17 protein-coding genes are annotated in these 17,871 nt (G+C 37.5%); all 17 read right to left on the bottom strand.

All coding sequences use genetic code 11. The features are described 5' to 3' along the window. Positions 1 to 544: 544 nt before the first annotated feature. Entirely contained in the window at positions 545 to 1,915 is a 1,371-nt protein-coding gene (locus ACZLO7_RS12825) for an MATE family efflux transporter (RefSeq protein WP_464937649.1), read from the bottom strand. Positions 1,916 to 2,508: 593 nt separating this feature from the next. After that, on the bottom strand, positions 2,509 to 2,718 hold the full coding sequence (locus ACZLO7_RS12830) for a DUF6366 family protein (protein WP_464937717.1): 210 nt from the start codon (positions 2,716 to 2,718) through the stop codon (positions 2,509 to 2,511). Between the two features lie 658 nt (positions 2,719 to 3,376). Continuing rightward, positions 3,377 to 4,888 (bottom strand): cobyric acid synthase, encoded by a 1,512-nt coding sequence (locus ACZLO7_RS12835; RefSeq protein ID WP_464937648.1) that lies wholly within the window; start codon positions 4,886 to 4,888, stop codon positions 3,377 to 3,379. 17 nt (positions 4,889 to 4,905) lie between these two features. Beyond that, positions 4,906 to 5,442, bottom strand: a complete 537-nt coding sequence (locus ACZLO7_RS12840; protein WP_464937647.1) for a cob(I)yrinic acid a,c-diamide adenosyltransferase — start codon at positions 5,440 to 5,442, stop codon at positions 4,906 to 4,908. Between the two features lie 21 nt (positions 5,443 to 5,463). Then, positions 5,464 to 6,027: a nitroreductase family protein gene (locus ACZLO7_RS12845; protein ID WP_464937646.1), complete on the bottom strand. Its 564-nt coding sequence runs from the start codon at positions 6,025 to 6,027 to the stop codon at positions 5,464 to 5,466. Positions 6,028 to 6,074: 47 nt separating this feature from the next. After that, positions 6,075 to 6,842, bottom strand: a complete 768-nt coding sequence (gene cobA, locus ACZLO7_RS12850) for a uroporphyrinogen-III C-methyltransferase (protein ID WP_464937645.1) — start codon at positions 6,840 to 6,842, stop codon at positions 6,075 to 6,077. Continuing rightward, positions 6,833 to 7,480, bottom strand: a complete 648-nt coding sequence (locus tag ACZLO7_RS12855; RefSeq protein ID WP_464937644.1) for a precorrin-2 dehydrogenase/sirohydrochlorin ferrochelatase family protein — start codon at positions 7,478 to 7,480, stop codon at positions 6,833 to 6,835. The genes cobA and ACZLO7_RS12855 overlap by 10 nt, the downstream gene beginning before the upstream one ends. Then, positions 7,477 to 8,850 (bottom strand): cobyrinic acid a,c-diamide synthase CobB, encoded by a 1,374-nt coding sequence (locus ACZLO7_RS12860; protein WP_464937643.1) that lies wholly within the window; start codon positions 8,848 to 8,850, stop codon positions 7,477 to 7,479. The genes ACZLO7_RS12855 and ACZLO7_RS12860 overlap by 4 nt, the downstream gene beginning before the upstream one ends. A 61-nt stretch (positions 8,851 to 8,911) precedes the next feature. Next, entirely contained in the window at positions 8,912 to 10,039 is a 1,128-nt protein-coding gene (locus ACZLO7_RS12865) for a cobalt-precorrin 5A hydrolase (protein WP_464937642.1), read from the bottom strand. Beyond that, positions 10,036 to 10,818 (bottom strand): precorrin-4 C(11)-methyltransferase, encoded by a 783-nt coding sequence (cobM, locus tag ACZLO7_RS12870; protein ID WP_427752724.1) that lies wholly within the window; start codon positions 10,816 to 10,818, stop codon positions 10,036 to 10,038. The genes ACZLO7_RS12865 and cobM overlap by 4 nt, the downstream gene beginning before the upstream one ends. Next, a complete protein-coding gene (gene cobI, locus ACZLO7_RS12875) occupies positions 10,818 to 11,525 on the bottom strand; it encodes a precorrin-2 C(20)-methyltransferase (protein WP_464937641.1) in 708 nt (235 codons plus the stop codon). The genes cobM and cobI overlap by 1 nt, the downstream gene beginning before the upstream one ends. Continuing rightward, entirely contained in the window at positions 11,518 to 12,738 is a 1,221-nt protein-coding gene (gene cbiE / locus ACZLO7_RS12880; RefSeq protein WP_464937640.1) for a precorrin-6y C5,15-methyltransferase (decarboxylating) subunit CbiE, read from the bottom strand. Before cbiE ends, cobI begins: the two co-directional genes overlap by 8 nt. Beyond that, positions 12,716 to 13,828, bottom strand: a complete 1,113-nt coding sequence (locus ACZLO7_RS12885) for a cobalt-precorrin-5B (C(1))-methyltransferase (RefSeq protein ID WP_464937716.1) — start codon at positions 13,826 to 13,828, stop codon at positions 12,716 to 12,718. The genes cbiE and ACZLO7_RS12885 overlap by 23 nt, the downstream gene beginning before the upstream one ends. 2 nt (positions 13,829 to 13,830) lie before the next feature. Further along, a complete protein-coding gene (locus tag ACZLO7_RS12890) occupies positions 13,831 to 14,481 on the bottom strand; it encodes a precorrin-8X methylmutase (protein WP_464937639.1) in 651 nt (216 codons plus the stop codon). 12 nt (positions 14,482 to 14,493) lie between these two features. Next, a complete protein-coding gene (gene cobK / locus ACZLO7_RS12895; protein ID WP_464937638.1) occupies positions 14,494 to 15,270 on the bottom strand; it encodes a precorrin-6A reductase in 777 nt (258 codons plus the stop codon). Further along, the gene (locus ACZLO7_RS12900; protein ID WP_464937636.1) at positions 15,267 to 16,175 is read right to left on the bottom strand and encodes a sirohydrochlorin chelatase; all 909 of its coding nucleotides are present in this window, start codon (positions 16,173 to 16,175) and stop codon (positions 15,267 to 15,269) included. The genes cobK and ACZLO7_RS12900 overlap by 4 nt, the downstream gene beginning before the upstream one ends. A gap of 21 nt (positions 16,176 to 16,196) precedes the next feature. Further along, a complete protein-coding gene (cobJ, locus tag ACZLO7_RS12905) occupies positions 16,197 to 17,870 on the bottom strand; it encodes a precorrin-3B C(17)-methyltransferase (protein WP_464937635.1) in 1,674 nt (557 codons plus the stop codon). Position 17,871 lies beyond the last annotated feature (1 nt).

Below are 17,871 nucleotides of genomic sequence, written 5' to 3' on the forward strand. Positions count from 1 at the left end.
TATTAATATTATGGATAACTCCTTTATTTACAATGTGATTCTCGATACACTTCATTCATTGAAAGCATAAAAAACCGATTTTCTAATAATTTTAATTATTTTTTTGAAATATTAACTCTGGTTAATAGGGCTTCATTAGAAAAATTGTTTAGCGTATCATTTCATTAATATTTTCCACCTAACGTATTGAATTTTCTAGCAATTTTGTCTAGAAGCTATATATTCCTCCTAGAAATCCCTTGCCTTTTCACCCGTTAGCGCTTGAGACAAAACTTGTCGTGCCACCCCAATAGTGAAACAAGAAAATCGACAATATCCTTTAACAGATTGGTTTCACTTCAATATTCTCTTATTATTTTGTTTTTTATTTCTCTTAGTGGCTGGTTTTTGATCTTATATATAGACTAGCAAGGTTTATATTTTATCTAGTAATTGTTGTATATGATTCACAAGTTAAAGAATCGTATATTATTTATATAGAAATAAAAAAGACCAGGAGCGATATATGCTCCTGGTTTTTAAGTAAATTAATTTTTTTACAAATTTATTGTATCAGAGTTTTTAATGTTTTATTTTTCCAGAAAAAGTTTTGATACATAGATTGTGCTGTGAAATTGACAAAGAAGGCAATAGGATACGCTATCCATATACCATTAATCCCAAGTGTTGTGAAATGTGAAAGGAAATAAGCTACAGGCACTTCAACAAGCCATATACTAGAGATTGTAAAAATAGTTGGCCATAAAACAGTACCCGTTGCCCTCATTGTTGCTGAGATTGCCTGAGTGTGACCCAAAATTACATAACTCCAAAATGAGATAAGAATTAGACTATGTGCAATTTGAATCGTTTCATCATTATTTAAAAACATCCCTAATATTGGATTTGAAAGCAAGTATACAATTAATACTAGAGCTCCTCCAAGGATATAATTCAGTTTAATTCCTATATTTTTTATATATCTTATTTTAGTTATATCCTCTGCTCCAACAGATTGTGCTACGAATACGGAAATCGCAATTGAAATACTCATTGCTGGTATTTGAACATAACTTGCAATTTGATTGCCAACTCCGTATGCTGCAGTTGCATTTGAACCATAACTATTCACAAACGCTATAACTGCAATTTCTGACATGGCCACCGCAACTAAACTAATACTTGATGGTATCGCTAATTTTAGCAATATTTTTAATACGGCACCTCTTAAATGAAAGTTGCTAATAATAGAGCGGTCTAATTTTAGTATGTGATTACTTTTGTGTAGGTAACCTATTAGTAGCGCTAAACTGATTAGACTAGATATTACAGCAGCATAAGCGGCACCATTTAATCCGAATTCAGGTAAACCAGCCAAGCCAAAAATAAGGATCGGTAGCAAGATAATATTTAATATGACACTAATGATTAAAAAATAAAAAGGTGTTTTGGAATCCCCTACCCCTCTCAAAAACGTTGTATACACCATATTTAAGAAAGTAACAGGTAATGTAATAAATAAAATTCGAGCATATTCTACACTTTCTTCAAGGATATTCTTAGGGGTTCCCATCCATTTAAGAATATTATCAGTAAATATGCTTCCAAAAATAGCGCACACAACAGAAATAAGAATCGTAAAAGCAAGCGTAACTCCAACAACTTCCTTCATTTTCGTGATATTTCCTCCACCGTAAGATTGCCCAATTAATATCGAGCTACCAGAGCCAATGCCAATCGCAAAGGTAATAAGTAAAAATAAGAGTGGAAAGAATGCAGATAGCGCAGCAAGAGAATCCACTCCAAGTGATTGGCCAACGACAATAATCCCAAAAACTTGACCTAATGATTGTATGACACTAGCAAAAATCACTGGAATTAGAAAAGCAATCATAGACTTAGATATTTTTTTATTTTCATTCCTAAGTTTATCCATTGAAACACAACTCCTTATTAAGATAGAACGCTTTTGATGAAATTCTTTTTTTAGAAAGTTGAAAAGTTCAAATTTTTTTCATCAAAATTTCCTTCAATAATCTTATGGAAGATTAAAACTCAAAGACTTCCTCTCTAAAAATGAATTCCTTTAATAGAGTTCCAGCCAAATAGAGAAGTTTTTATGTTTGATAATTTTATATTTAAGTCCTCCTTTTGATGTTCCATAAATAAATTGAAATACCACCCAAGCACTTCATGGAACTGTTCAGTTATTTACAAACATAAATAAATTTTGTTTGTTTTATTGCAAACATAATAATATAAAGTTTGTTAAGAGTCGATAATACTTAGTAACCTTATCGCATTTTTTTCTAGACTATTGAGCTTTATATTCATTCTTTTAAATCTTGAATATAATTACAAAGGAGATGTTTGAGTTATTATTTAAATAGAAATAATTAAGATTTTCATTAAATTTAGGATCTGATTAACTTGATTGTTATTTTTCACAAAATTAATAAGCGTATCCGAGATTTATTCTCAAATACGCTTATTTTTCGAGTGACGAATAATGTATAATTGTCCCCAAAATTAAAATATAAGGTTGTATAAAATGTAACCGAAAAATATTACTAAAATTAATATCCCTGTACCTTTCCAACTCATACCACCTGATAAATCAGTTAAATTCCCATTACTTCCTCTATTTAATGCATCGTGTAGAGAACTAGTGGGATTATTCTTTAATTCACTTTGTCTTAATCGTTCTCTTTTTTCTTCAGGTGTTTCTTTTATGCTCATATTACCCCTCATCTCTACTGCCGTTTTTTTAACAAAAGCGATTTCTATATCTTCCATTATCAATTATATTTCTATAAATATTCCCAAAAACCCTTTTATGCTACGATTTTCACAGTGGAATCGTTTGCGTTGGTTTCTTTAATTGGGTGTAAGCAGCAGTTGATGCAGTAAACGTTTTTTGACAACTCTTCATTTTGATTCCTAGTCATCATTTTACATTACCTAGTCAATGTAAAATTAGAAGGTAGCATTTTATTGGTTTGGAGAAGCGTCCACTCGACTCCTGCGTGATTAGCGAGACAGACGAGACCCTGCAGGACTGTAGCGACGAAGCGGCTCGGCTCTTGCCCGTGGAAAGCGAGTGGTAAGCTTCGGAAAACCTTATCTATCCTTTATACAAAAAAAAACTGTAGAAAACTTTTTTTCAAGTTTGTCTATAGTCTATTATTTATTAATATGAATAAGTGAATGGAAAAGTAAAAGATCTCATTTTATTGGTTTGGAGAAGCGTCCACTCGACTCCTGCGGGAAAAGCAAGACAGACGAGACCCTGCAGGAGCATAGCGACGAAGCGGCTCGGCTCTTGCCCGCGTAAAGCGAGTGGTAAGCTTCGGAATACCTCAGATTTCCCTATATAAAGGAAATGCTTCATTTTAAATTATACGTTTGAAACATTTTCAAGTTCCATGATTTCATATACCTTTTCCATATTAGTATGCTTCTTGACATGCTCTGCAAGTAGCTGATAAGCCTCTTCACGGCGTTGTGCATCGGATTTTACAGAATCGGAGATAACCGGTAAACCTTTTTCGACTCTTAAAATATTTACTAGTTCACGAGTATATTCTCTATTATTAAATATCCCGTGTAAATACGTACCGATGACATGTCCATCAGAAGATACAGCGCCATCCATGCGTCCATCTTGTAGATTTAAAAAGGCCTTTGTATTCACATCGTGTATTTCAGTTCGCCCTAAATGGATTTCAAACCCAGTAAGTTCTTGACCATTTGACAGTAAGCGACCTGTCATTTGTTTTGTTTTCTTTGAAGTATTGAAAATAGTTGTGACAGGTAATAAGCCTAAACCTTCAGAGTTACGACCATCACCCTCGACTGCTTCAGGATCTAGCAAATGATCGCCCAGCATTTGGAATCCTCCACAAATACCAAAAATACGTGTCCCTTTTTCACGAAGCTTATTTATAGCTTCCACAAAACCTTCATCTCGAATCCATTGTAAATCATCCACAGTGTTTTTTGTGCCAGGTAAAATAAGTAAATCCGGTATGCCAAGTTCACTTAATGAACGAACTAATCGAACACCTACTTCAGGTTCATCAAAAAATGGGTCTATATCTGTGAAATTCGAAATTCTTGGTAACCGAATCATCGCTACATCAATTGCAAACTCCTGTTGCTTTGGTTTTTTAAACCGTAGTGATGATAAAGCCAATGAATCCTCTGCTTCAATGTTAATTTCTATATATGGGATTACTGCTAATACTGGAATACCAGTTGCTTTTTCTACCCATTCAATGCCATCATCTAATAGTTCACGCATTCCTCTGAATTTATTAATAATGATACCTTTTACACGCTTGCGCTCATCTTCATCTAATAATGTGAGTGTGCCAATGATAGATGCAAATACACCACCCCGATCAATATCTGCCACAAGAATGACAGCAGCATCTGCTAAATGTGCCATTCGCATATTAGCAATATCTCGATCTTTTAGATTAATCTCAGCTGGGCTACCCGCCCCCTCTAAAACGATTATATTGTATTCGTTTTGAAGTTTTCTTACTGATTTTTCAACGATTGGCATTGCTTGCTGAACAAAATCGTTCCGATATGCCTTGGCAGTCATGTCCATGAAGTGCTTACCATGAACAATCACTTCAGATACCATGTCTTGTTTTGGTTTTAAAAGGATGGGATTCATGTCTGTCGTCGCTATAACTCTTGCTGCCTCAGCCTGTACCCCTTGTGCGCGGCCAATTTCTCCCCCATCAACTGTAACGAAAGAATTCAGCGCCATATTCTGTGATTTGAATGGAACAACTTTGAATCCTTCGTCTGAAAAAATACGACAAAAAGCAGTACAAATCATACTTTTTCCGACATCAGAAGCTGTTCCTTGGATCATTAACGCTTTTGCGGTCAAATTCATTCCCTCTTTCTTTAGAATTCTAAACCTTTTACTGCTGGTATACCTTCTTCGTAATAATGCTTAGTTGCATCAATAGTAGATACTAAATCTGCTAGTTGGGTTAGTTCTTCTTTTGCACTACGTCCTGTAATTACAAGATGCATTGACTTAGGTCGATTTTGAATCGCTTCGATTACTTCTTGAAGGGGTAACACATCGTCGATTGGAAATTTCGTAATCGCTAATGCGTTATTAAGCTCATCTAATACGAGTAAATCAATCGTTGGATCTGCAAGTGCTTCCTTTGCTTTTGCCCACGCTAATTGTAACGCATTTCTGTGCTCTTCAGGTGTTTTTGTCCAAGTAAAACCAATACCCATTTGTTCCATCTCAACACCTAATTTTCGAAGTGCTAGTGCTTCCCCATATGTACGTTCGGGAGATTTTATAAATTGCATGTACCGAACTTTTAGTCCACGTCCTACTGCTCTTAGCGTCACACCAAGTGATGCGGTTGTTTTTCCTTTTCCATCACCTGTATAAACCAAAAATAAACCTCGACTTGCCATTTTAATCACTCCCCAATTTATTTATAACCAAGTCGTTTTTTCTTCAAAATAAGTACGTTTTGTTGATGGGACCTCACGTCCTTCTTCTGGGTAACCAATGAAAACTGTACCGATGACCTTCTCATTTTCAGGCGAACCGATAAATTTAAACATACGTTCGTCGTGTACTAGACCAACACCCCGTGTACGCCATACAAATCCTAATCCTAATTCTTTTGCGGCTAACCACATCGAATGAATAGCACAACATACAGCAAAAACATTATCTTCTGAATCATCAGGCTTGTCCGGAATTTGATCTGCTGTTACAACAATGGCAACAGGTGTTGTTTTTACAACTTGTAAAGAGCTTTCGACTAAATGTGGTTTTGTTGGGAAACGTTCTTGTAAGTAGGCTTCTGCCATTTCTTCATAGCGAATCATTGCATCGTCTTGAATGACATAAAAGTTCCAAGGTTCACGTAAGCGGTCATTTGGGGCAAATGTTGCAGCTTCTAGTAGTTGTTCAACTTTCTCTTTTTCAACAGGCTTATTCTCATAATTGCGAACAGCACGGCGCTCTTTTAATAGTTCTAAAATAGACATTATTAATCTCCTTTTCCTTTTCTTTCTTTCATCGCATAGCTATCTTATTACATGACAGTAGAAAGTTGTTTTTCATACCATTTGATTTTGTCGCGCATTTGAACAACCTGACCAACTAAAACCATCGATGGATTATGGTACCCTTCACTAGCGACTAATTCATGAATATTTTCTAATGTCCCTGTTAATGTTCTTTGTTGTGCTGTCGTTCCCCATTCAATAACTGCCACTGGTGTTTTTGCATCTTTACCATGGGCAATTAATTGGGCGCTTATATAAGCTAAATTACCAACACTCATATAGAAGGCAATAGTATCAATACCATTAGCCAAAGCATCCCAGTTTAAATGGTCTTGTCCTTTATCTTCTCTCCCATGACCTGTGACAATCGCAAAGCTTGATGCATATTCACGATGAGTAACCGGTATCCCTGCATAAGCAGGAGCTGCTATTCCTGCGGTAATACCCGGTATAAGCTCATATTCAATACCGTGTTCAGCTAGCACCTCTGCTTCTTCCGCTCCCCGGCCAAAGACACATGGATCTCCGCCTTTTAATCTCGTGACTATTTTGCCTTCTAAAGCTTTTGAAACCAATAAGTCATGAATTTGATCTTGAATAAGATGATGCTTGCCTGGAGACTTTCCGCAGAATATCAGCTCAGCATCCTTTTTCGCATATTCCAATAATTTCGAATTAACGAGTCTATCGTATGCAATAACATCCGCCTTTTGAATACATTCCAACCCATAGACTGTTATCAATCTTGGATCACCTGGACCTGCACCGACTAAATATACTTTTCCTACTGCCATGGCGCAATCCCCCTTTTTAAATAATGTTGAAATAGCTCTTCACGTTCGGCTATTTTACCTTCTTTCGTTAAAGTCAAAAATTCCGGATGTAATAAAGCATCTAATAATATTTTCTTTTCTGTATCATCTGACGCATTAGCTAATACATCTGTTCGACCTTTTTGTAAAAAAGCAACGTACTCTCCGTAGTAATCATCAAATTGAAGAGATAAATCATCCTTCACTTTCTTGGCTAGGCCAGGATTTGCACCCGCCGTTGAAACAGCAATCGTTAAATCTCCACGTTTCAATGTGGCTGGTACAATAAAATTACTTTTACTTATATCGTCAACTATATTTACAAGCTGATGTGGCGAAGCACATTCCTTTACTTTTGCATTTACTGATGGACAATTGGTTGCAGCAATAATACAAAAAGCATTTTGTATATCCGATGCTTCAAAAAGCTTTTCATGCCATGTAATTACATGATTTCGCCATTTTTCACGTAGTTTCTCATCAAGCACTGGACTAATTACAGTGACATTAGCACCCGCTTCTATTAGTGAAGTTACTTTTCTATTTGCTACTTTACCGCCACCAATGACGACACAATGTTTATCTTTTATGTGTAGCATGATTGGATAGTATGTTGTCATTGTTGTTGATGACTCACACAAGCATTAACCCACTGGTTTACTAACCCAGGGTTTGATGCGAAATGGAAATGTGTATAACCAGCTACTAAATTCTCTTTTAAATATCCTTCAAGCTTTTTGCCAAAACGACCTGTTGTTTCATAGGCAGGTTGAATGTCTCCTGAAGCCGTAAAAGTGGAGTAATGAAATTCATGTCCTTTTGCTGATTGATTTTCACCAATTAAGAAATTATTTTGTGTGCCAAAAATATCACGATATCCTAGAGCCGCAAGCTTTTGTTGCATTTGCACAGTACCTGGAATGATACCTGCCATTGAATACGTATTACCTTTTGTATCTGTAATAGAATCAGTTAAATACATGAATCCACCGCATTCTGCTAAGGTTGGCATACCACTTTTCACTGCTTGTCGAATTGAATTTTTGACCGCTTCCTTTTTTGAAAGCTCAAGCGCAAATTCTTCGGGAAATCCCCCACCTATGTATAGTCCATCTACATTCTCTGGCACTACTTCACCATTTAAGGGTGAGAAGAAATCTAATGAAGCACCATATGCCCTTAATAACTCTAAATTCTCTTCATAGTAAAAATTAAAAGCAGCATCTTTTGCGACAGCAATCGTTACCCCACGATCAGGTCTTTGCTCAAATAGCCCACTAGCAATAGGTGCTATTTCCGAAGTCTTTGCTAATTCATAAATTTGATCTATATCGACCGTCTCTGAAATAAGTGCGGCAAGTTGGTCAAAGAATGGCTTCAATTCACCTCGTTCAATAGCAGGAATTAAACCTAATTGACGACTGGGAATATCAATTCCATTTTCTCGTTTTAAGTATCCTAATACTGGAACACCACATTCTTGTTCGATGGCTGCCTTAACAATTTTATAGTGATTGACACTACCAACCTGATTAGCGATAACTCCGATAATATTCGGTTTATTTGAAAGAGTTTGGAATCCTCTCACAATAGCGGCTACACTTCGTGCCATGCTAGAACAATTGACAATAAGTAATACAGGGCTATCAGTAATGGTACTAATTTCAGCGGTGGAACCAGCATCATTTAGTGGACTTTTACCATCATAAAATCCCATTACGCCTTCAATAATCGAAATATCTGCACCAGTACTTGCTCGAACTAACAATTCCTTCACCGTTTCATGATCAAACATCCAACTGTCTAAGTTACGAGATATCCGACCGGTTACGGCTGTATGATAGGAGGGATCTATATAATCTGGACCACACTTGAATCCTTGCACTTGGTAACCCTTCTTTTGCAATGCTGCCATTATCCCGATTGTAAAAGTCGTTTTACCAACGCCACTTCCCGTTCCTGCAATTACTAGTCTTCTTGAACTCATCATTTACCCCCCCCTAATTGCAAGTAAAACCGGCATAAACGACCGGTTTTCTTGGCAATTGATTCTAATCTTCATGTGAAATAACGGCAACTGAAATAGTTGTGTTACCTGATTTCTTCTTAACTAAAGCTAAATCATCCATTCCAGTATATAAACGAACTGCAGGTTCACTGACACCATAAGCACCTGTATATTTGAAAACAGTCTCTGATGGTGCTTCAATTGTGGCAATATTCAATTCGGCTGGTGTGTAGTATTTAAAATCCCAGCCAAACTTTGCAACAATTTCAAGGAATCCTTGCTCATCCTTTTTTAAATCAATTGTACATAGAGCTTTGACACTTTTAATCGAAATTTGAAGTTCTTGTAAAGTATCCAGAATAACTTGTTCAATCTCTTCGGCAGATGTTCCACGATTACAGCCCATGCCAATTACGACATTTTGCGGACGATACACAACACCATTCTTCAAAATTGCTTCTTCAGCTTCTGTCAGTATACGATGGGTGATGATTAATGCACCTTTTGGTTTTGCTTCTAGAGCTTTTAGAATACTCGAATATTGTGTGATGTTTTCTGGCAGTGGTGTTTGTAGATGCCACCAGTTTTTTTCACCTGACTCTTGTACGATGGCAACAGGCTCTTCGTTAACGACAGACGCACTGACAGGTGTTAGCTTATCATCAGCATCCCAAATCCAGCCAAACCGTGAACCAAAAAGGTCTACAGGAATTGTTTTTTGAACATCTGATGCAGTTGTAATAATCGCACGGGCATTTAAAGCAGAAGCAACTTCGTGCGTTAATTCGTTAGCTCCACCTAAATGGCCTGACAGAACACTGATGACATTTTCAGCACGGTCATCAATGACTACAACCGCAGGATCTGTCTTTTTATCTTTTAAAATAGGTGCAATCATACGGACTACAGCACCAAGTGAAATAATCATAATGATACCTTTATATTGTTTGAACAATGTTGGTAACAGCATGCGTACACTTCCTGAAAACAATTGTATATGCTTTTGCTGTTCATCACCTTGTTCAAATTTACTCATATAGTAAACGTCAGAGTGTACAAATGAACGATGTAGATTACGTGCTGTTTGTACACCATGCTTCGTTATAGCAACTATGGCATATTGGTTATGTTGTTCTACAACCGGTTCTTTACCTTCTTGTAACTCGATCATTGAGGTTTCACACCTTTTCTGAAACCGTGAGTGAAAGTTGCATCATATAGTTTTGAACGATATTCATCTTTATCATGAATATTAGGGTCAAGCGCCCAACCAGCTAGTATCATCGCATGCTTTCTGATACCATTTTTTCGCATATCCTCATCAAGATTAATAAGCGTAGTACGAACAATTTTTTGATCAGGCCATGATGCTCTTTGGATCACAGCAATTGGCGTATCATCGCTCCATCCTGCAGTTTGTAACTCTTTAACGATTTTCTTCGTTAAAGTAGCACTTAAAAACAATGCAATTGTACAATGATGACTCGCTAAATCACGAAGCTTTTCAAATTCAGGTACAGGTGTACGACCTTCTGCACGAGTTAAAATTAGTGTTTGCGTTAGATCTGGAATCGTTAGCTCGGCCCCAATTGCCGCAGCTGAGGCGAATACCGAACTGACACCTGGAATCACTTCTGCATATATATCTTCTTTTTTCAATAATGCCAGTTGCTCCATTGTCGCCCCATACATTGCAGGGTCCCCTGTATGAATACGTGCTACTGTTTTACCAGCATTTACACGGTCTACAATTACACCAACCATTTCTTCTAAATGCATCCCTGCTGTTTTAATTACTTCTGCTTCTGGTTTTGCTTTAGCAATAAGTTCATCATTTACTAGTGAATCTGTATACATAACAACGTCTGCTGTTTGTAAAATATTTAACCCTTTTACTGTGATTAGATCTGGATCTCCAGGTCCTGCCCCAACTATGTATATTTTTTTCATTATTTACGCACCACCATTAATGTTAAATATTCTAGCTCTGCATCTTCTAATTCATCCATTGACCAAATTACTTCCTCATCAGAGGTAACTTTTGTTACGACAGATGCTTTGTCATATAGATTTAGCTCTTTTAATACTTGAATCATTAGATCCATTACTTTTGCAACTTTAATAAACACGACAGCATCATGGTCTTCAAGTGCTTTTTTCATAGCATCATAATCGTCAGTAGCTGGAATGATAGCAACATGATCATCCCCATCGGCAAGTGCAATACCTAAGCGTGAAGCTGAGCCATTGAATGAAGAAATACCAGGAACCGTTTTTATCTCTATTTCTGGGTGCAATTCTTGCATCAATTTCATCATGTGAATGAAAGTACTATAGAGTAGTGGATCTCCTTCTGTCACAAAAGCAACGTCTTTACCCTCTTGTAATTTTTCGTATACAAGTTCAACTGCTTTGTTCCATTCTCTATCAAGAATCTCTTGATCCTTCGTCATTGGAAAAACAAGTCCAAGCATGTCTTTTTCACCCGGACGAATATATACATCAACTATACGTTGTGCATAGCTCTTACTTCCTTTGCGTTTTCGCGGATAAGCGATGACTGGTGATTCTTGGATCACACGAAATGCTTTAACTGTTATAAGTTCAGGATCTCCTGGACCTACTCCTAGGCCGTATAATGTACCGAAATTACTCATTGATGTCTTCCTTTCGTTTTGCTGTAATAATATAGATTGGATTTAATGGCACAAATCGTTTCATACCTAAGATTGGTTTACTTCTAGAAATTTGAGCGTGCATAATAGATGTTTCAAACCCAAATTCTTCAAACGCCTCATTTGCACGGTATAAATTTTCTATGGTTGCTGCATTTAAAACAATTCTTCCGCCTTCGTTTATACGCTCACAGCATACTTGAAGAAGATCCTTCATGTTACCACCAGTACCACCAATGAATATGGCATCTGGATTCGGAAATGTATCGAGACCTTCTGGCGCTTTGCCTTGAATTGCCGTTAAATCAGTACGGAATTTACGTTGATTTTGTAGGCAGTTTTCAAGATCACCTTCATTTTTTTCAATTGCAAATACTTGTCCTTCAGGTGCAAGCTTAGCAGATTCAATCGCCATTGAACCTGTACAAGTACCGATATCCCAAACGGTGCTATTACTTGATAACTCCATAGCATATAAGCTTAGTACTCTAATTTCTTTCTTCGTAATAAGCCCTTTATCGGGTTTACGTTGTGAAAATTCTTCATCATCAATGCCTAAAGTCCATTTCGGGCTCTTTCCTACTTTTTTGAGAATGACAACATTTAAAGGAGAGAACTCATGATTTTGCATATCCTCTAATTCATACCAACCGTATTTTTCATCTTCGCCTTGCATATTTTCTGCAACAAACGCACGGTATTCCGTCATACCAAAAGATAATAAATATTCAGCAATTTTACTTGGGCTATTATCAGAATCTGTTAACAATGCAATTTTCGATTTACCATCAATTTTCTGCGCTAAACCTTTCATACTACGTCCATGAACACTTATTAAATAAGAGTCATGCCAGCTTTCACCCATTTTTGAAAAAGCTAATTGTATGGAACTAAAGTACGGATAAACTTCGATATCTATTTTGCTCGCTAAATAGCCACCAAGACCGTAAAACAATGGATCTCCGGATGCTAATATGACTGTTTTACGCGTTTCATTTTTCAATTGTTCTACTAGCGGTTTTAAGCCGCCTTTTACGACAATTTTTTCTCCTGTATAGTGAGGAAAGAATGCAAGAAGTCTTTCTCCACCTACTAATACTTCACTTTCTTCAATCCATGATACATATTGAGGTAATAAACTCTCTTGTCCGTTATCACCGATACCAATCAGTTTAATCGATTGAGGCAATGCCATCAGCCCTCCCTAATAATTGTCCCTTCATGGAATAAATAGCAGTATCCATGATCAGACCACCACGCACATGATTAAGTGACGATGTACAACAAGCTTCACATAAATGATTGAAGAATTGATTGTAACCAGCTTCCATCATCATTTCTCCAACTTGAGAAGCTGTATTCGCACCGACTACTTCCAGTACAAGCTCATCTGATGCTCCGACGTCTTTTGCAAGTTCTGCCATAAACTCAAAGTTAATAGCTGCACTTTTGGAATGCACCATCATAACACCTTGGGCAACTTTCGAAAATTTCCCCATCATCCCTACTAATGACACTCTTTTAATACCTAGTCGTTTACAGTGCTTAAGTGCAAAACCGACAAAATCGCCCATCTCGATGAAAGCTTCTTCTGAAAGTCCTTCATATTGTTGCATACCATATTTTTCACTACGCCCCCCTGTTGTCAATACAACATGATCGCAGCCCATGGCAACGGCTACACTAATCGCCTGCACAATACTTGCCATATATGCTGAACTAGAAAAAGGTACAACCGTTCCTCTAGTGCCTAAGATTGAAATACCTCCGATAATACCCAATCTTCCGTTTAACGTTTTTTTTGCAATTTCTTCTCCATCAGGAACAGAAATAACAACCTTAACGCCACGGTCAATTTGAAATTCATCTAGCGTTTCTTGAACTGTAGTATTTAACATTTTTCTAGGTACTGGATTGATAGCCGCTTCTCCAACAGGAACAGGAAGACCCGGCTTGGTCACTCGCCCCACGCCGACTCCTCCATCTAAAATTATTCCTGGTTGGTCTCCCCAACTGACAGTAGAAATGATTAATGCTTTATGTGTTGCATCTGGGTCATCTCCAGCATCCTTAATCGTTTCACAACTCACGGAATTTCCTTCAAAGACATTTTTTTCGATTGAAAATGTTGCATTTCGGCCCACCGGCAAATGAATCGTAGCTGTTTCTTGTGCCTCACCAGTAATAAGTGCCGTTAAAGCTGCTTTCGTTACGGCTGTTGCGCAAGCGCCTGTTGTATAGCCATGACGCATTTGCGATGGATCTTTTTTCTCTTTCTTTTGCATCATTAAGCTTGATCAGCTAATAGTGAGATAGCATTTAGTGCCGCAACAGTTACAGTACTACCACCTTTACGTCCAAGGTTTGTAATAAACGGCACTTCCGTTAATTTAGCTAGTTCGTCTTTTGACTCTGCAGCAGATACAAAACCAACAGGCATTCCAATAATTAAATCCGGCTTTACTACCCCCTCTTTTATTAATCGAATCAATTCAAGTAATGCAGTTGGCGCATTACCTATCGCATAAATTCCACCTTCATGTATATGTGCAGCTTTTTGCATAGACATAATGGCACGTGTGGCACCGGCTTCTTTAGCTGCTTTCGAAACATCATCGTCAGAAATATAGCAATATACATCTCCACCATGTTTTTGGAAACGTTTATGGCCAGTACCACTTTCAATCATTTGCACATCAGCGATTACTGCTTTACCAGAACGAATTGCTCGAATACCTGCTTCAATCGCATCTGGATGAATGATAACTGAGCGACCTAAATCAAAATCGGCTGAAGCATGAATAATACGGCGAATAATTTTCCATTCATCTTCTGTAAAATCATGCGGGCCATATTCTTCTAAAATAGTTGCAAAGCTATGTTCGTAAATTTTATCTGGGTCAACTGTTAAAGGTTTAAAATCTGTTCTGAAATCCATTTGGATTGCCTCCTATATTTGGGAAAGTTGAAGTTGAGTTTGTAATGCTTTTATCACATCATCAAAAGTAGAATGAACATTTTCGTAAGCTACTTTTGGTCTTGCAATCATAATTGTTTCAATGCCACATTCAAGAGCTGCCGTTAGTTTTTCGTCCACTGAACCGACTTTTCCACTTTCTTTTGTAATCATTAAAGTGACACCATATTGCTTATAAAGTGCAATATTTAGTTCTTTTGAAAAAGGTCCTTGGATAGCAACAATATTCTTTTGTTCTACACCAAGTTCTGCGCATTTTTCCATATTGTCAAAACGTGGCAACATACGGGCAATGACTCTTGTATCCTCTAAACCTAATAGCTTCTCAGTAAATGTACCAAGTGTTTTACTACCCGTTGTAAGCATAATAACACCACGTTTTTTTGCTGCTAAATTCGCTGCTTCCTCGTAGTCTTTTACTAAGATTAATTTCTCATCTCCAAATTGCTGACTTTCGCGTTCATATCGAATGTATGGAACATTTGCTAGTTTTGCTCCTGCTAGCGCATTTTTTGATGCTTCTTCAGCGAATGGATGAGATGCATCTACAACTGCCTGTAAATTTTTTGATTGAATATATTGAGCCATACCTTCATCTGTTAGACGACCTACATGAGTTTCAATACTTGCTTCTACTAAGCTTTTTGCAGCTGATTCAGTGACAACCGTTGCTAGGACCGGGTAATCTGCATGTTGTAACTCAATTGCCAATGCACGCGCATCACTCGTACCTGCTAAAAACAAAATCATTTCGCAGTACCAGCATGTTCGTGTTCATGGTGTTCATGATCGTGATGATGATGATGGTGGTCGTGGTCGTGATCATGGTCGTGATGGTGATGATGTTCTACAAACTCCATTGCATTGATACGGTATTGGCAAGTATCACAGTTCATTTTCACATCACCTTGAAGCGATTCTTCCACACGGTCTGCTAAAACTGTTTTTAGTTCAGGATGGTACCCAAAGTATGCTGCTAGTTTTACATCCAAGTCAGGATACGTAGTTTGATAACTTAAGACCATTTGTTCCATACGTTCCATTAAAATACCGGTGAATAGGAAGTAAGGAAGCATAATTACTTTATTCGCACCCAGCTGCTGACATCTTTCAATTCCTTCTTCAACTGTTGGATAAGTGACTCCCATAAATGCACATTCTACTGTACGAACATTTAATTGTTCCCAAAGCATACGGGCAATTTTATAAAAGTCACTATTAGCATCAGAATCACTACCGCCACGTGCGATTAATAAAATAGCTGTATCTTTATTTTCCGCTTCATGATTGAAACCAGCTTCTGTTAAACGCTCTTTTAAAATTGAGAAAATGGATTCATGTACACCTAGTGGACGACCATATGTAATTTGTACAGTAGGATATTTTTCTTTCCCTTCATCAATCGCTGCTGGGATATGAATTTTCGAATGTCCTGCTTGTAATAAAATAATCGGAATAACATGGATATCAGTAGCACCTTTAGCGACACAGTTATCAATCCCCTGTGAAATGTTTGGTGATGCAAATTCTAAAAAACAAGATTCCACTAGTAATTGAGTATCTAATGTTGGCTTTAGTTGCTCTACAAATTTATTGACCTCTGAATTACCCTCTGCTAAACGACTACCATGACCGACGAATAATATAGCTTTCATAATTACAATTCCCCCTAATTTTTAATCCCCGCAAGGAGCAGGTTCAATTTCAACTTTCGGTGACATATCTTGATAGGTAAATCCTTGAATTCGCTTCACACGTTTGAAGTATTTGAACAAGCGCTCGTTCGGATGCGCATTTTGACGATATTCTTCAACGATGTTACTGACAACTTCTACTATCTTTTCAGGATCTATACCTTCTGCTACTGGTTGCCCCGGATGAGCTGTTCTACCAACTGGTTTCGCACCTACGAAAAGATCGAATTTACCTTTTCTATAGACGATTCCAACGTCCTCCATCACGGCTTTGTAACAAGCCATTCCACATCCATTAAAGCCGATATTAAATTCTTTTGGCATGTGTAGGCCACCTAATATCTCTTGAAGTTCCTCTGCATAAGGAATACCGCCTGTCTTTTCACCATCACAGAAATCACATGCTTTTATTGTTACAACATCACCAACAGGGGACAAAATAAAGTTTGCATCTTGCAATTTAGCTGTGATGATATCTGGAATTGTCGTTGGTATTTTCAATAGAATATTATGATTTGGTGTATATTCCATCGTCCCTTTTTCTCCAACTACTTCTGCTAAAGTCATCATTTGTTTTGGTGTAAATCGTTTATTCGCAACACCGGGGCTTACTGCTAATTCGAATATAGATTCCATTTCTTGTTGTACATAAGTAGCCTGTGTTGCCACTTGCTGATCAGTTACACGCGATAGTGCATCCAAAGCCATTTCGAAAGAGCCAATAGTAGGTTTTGATTCCGCTTTTACAACTGACAGTTGCTGAGCTCTTACTAAAGCAGGTACGCTATCAATATTTTGACTGCGCTGAATTCCAGTTTCTTGGTCCATTGCCCAAGGCTCAGCTTCTTCTTTCAATCGTTGATGTGGTTTTAATGGTTGTTTTTCAGCATTCAATGTGTACTTCCTTTGATAACCACGGGGTGTAATCATTTTATTGTCATACAAAAATGTTGATGAATTACCGATGACAACTGTCGTTAACATACCAATATCATGATTCAACATATCTTTTAAATTCGTAATGATGATGTTTTGGCGATCACGATAGGCGCTTTTAACTAACCCTACAGGTGTCTCTGGTGAACGATATTGTAGTAAAATACGCTGAGTTTCAACAATTTGGCGTGTACGGCGACCACTACGTGGATTATAAAGAGCAATTACAAAATCCGCCATTGCCGCAGCTTCCACTCGTTTTGCAATTAAGTCCCAAGGTGTTAAGTGGTCACTTAAACTGATCGTACATGAATCATGCATAACTGGTGCGCCTAGTAAAGAGGCACATGAATTTATTGCAGAAATACCAGGAATAACTTCAATTTCAACACCTGTTGCCTCTGTCCATCCTTTTTCTATTAGCACTTCATAAACTAGACCAGCCATTCCATAAACACCAGAGTCTCCACTTGAAATGACTGCAACTTTTTTGCCATTTTCAGCTTGTCTTACAGCTTCTTGCGCTCGTGATACTTCTTCAGTCATACCCGTACTGATGACAGCGGTATTACTATCAATTAAATCTTGAATGAGTTCTACGTACGTTTTATAACCGATAATGAAATCACTTTCTTGCAGTGCTTCAACTGCCCTTGTTGTAATATGTTTAAAATCCCCTGGACCAAAACCAACTACATAAAGTTTGCCAAGTTGTGACATT

Source organism: Viridibacillus sp. d25.2, from assembly GCF_055456015.2.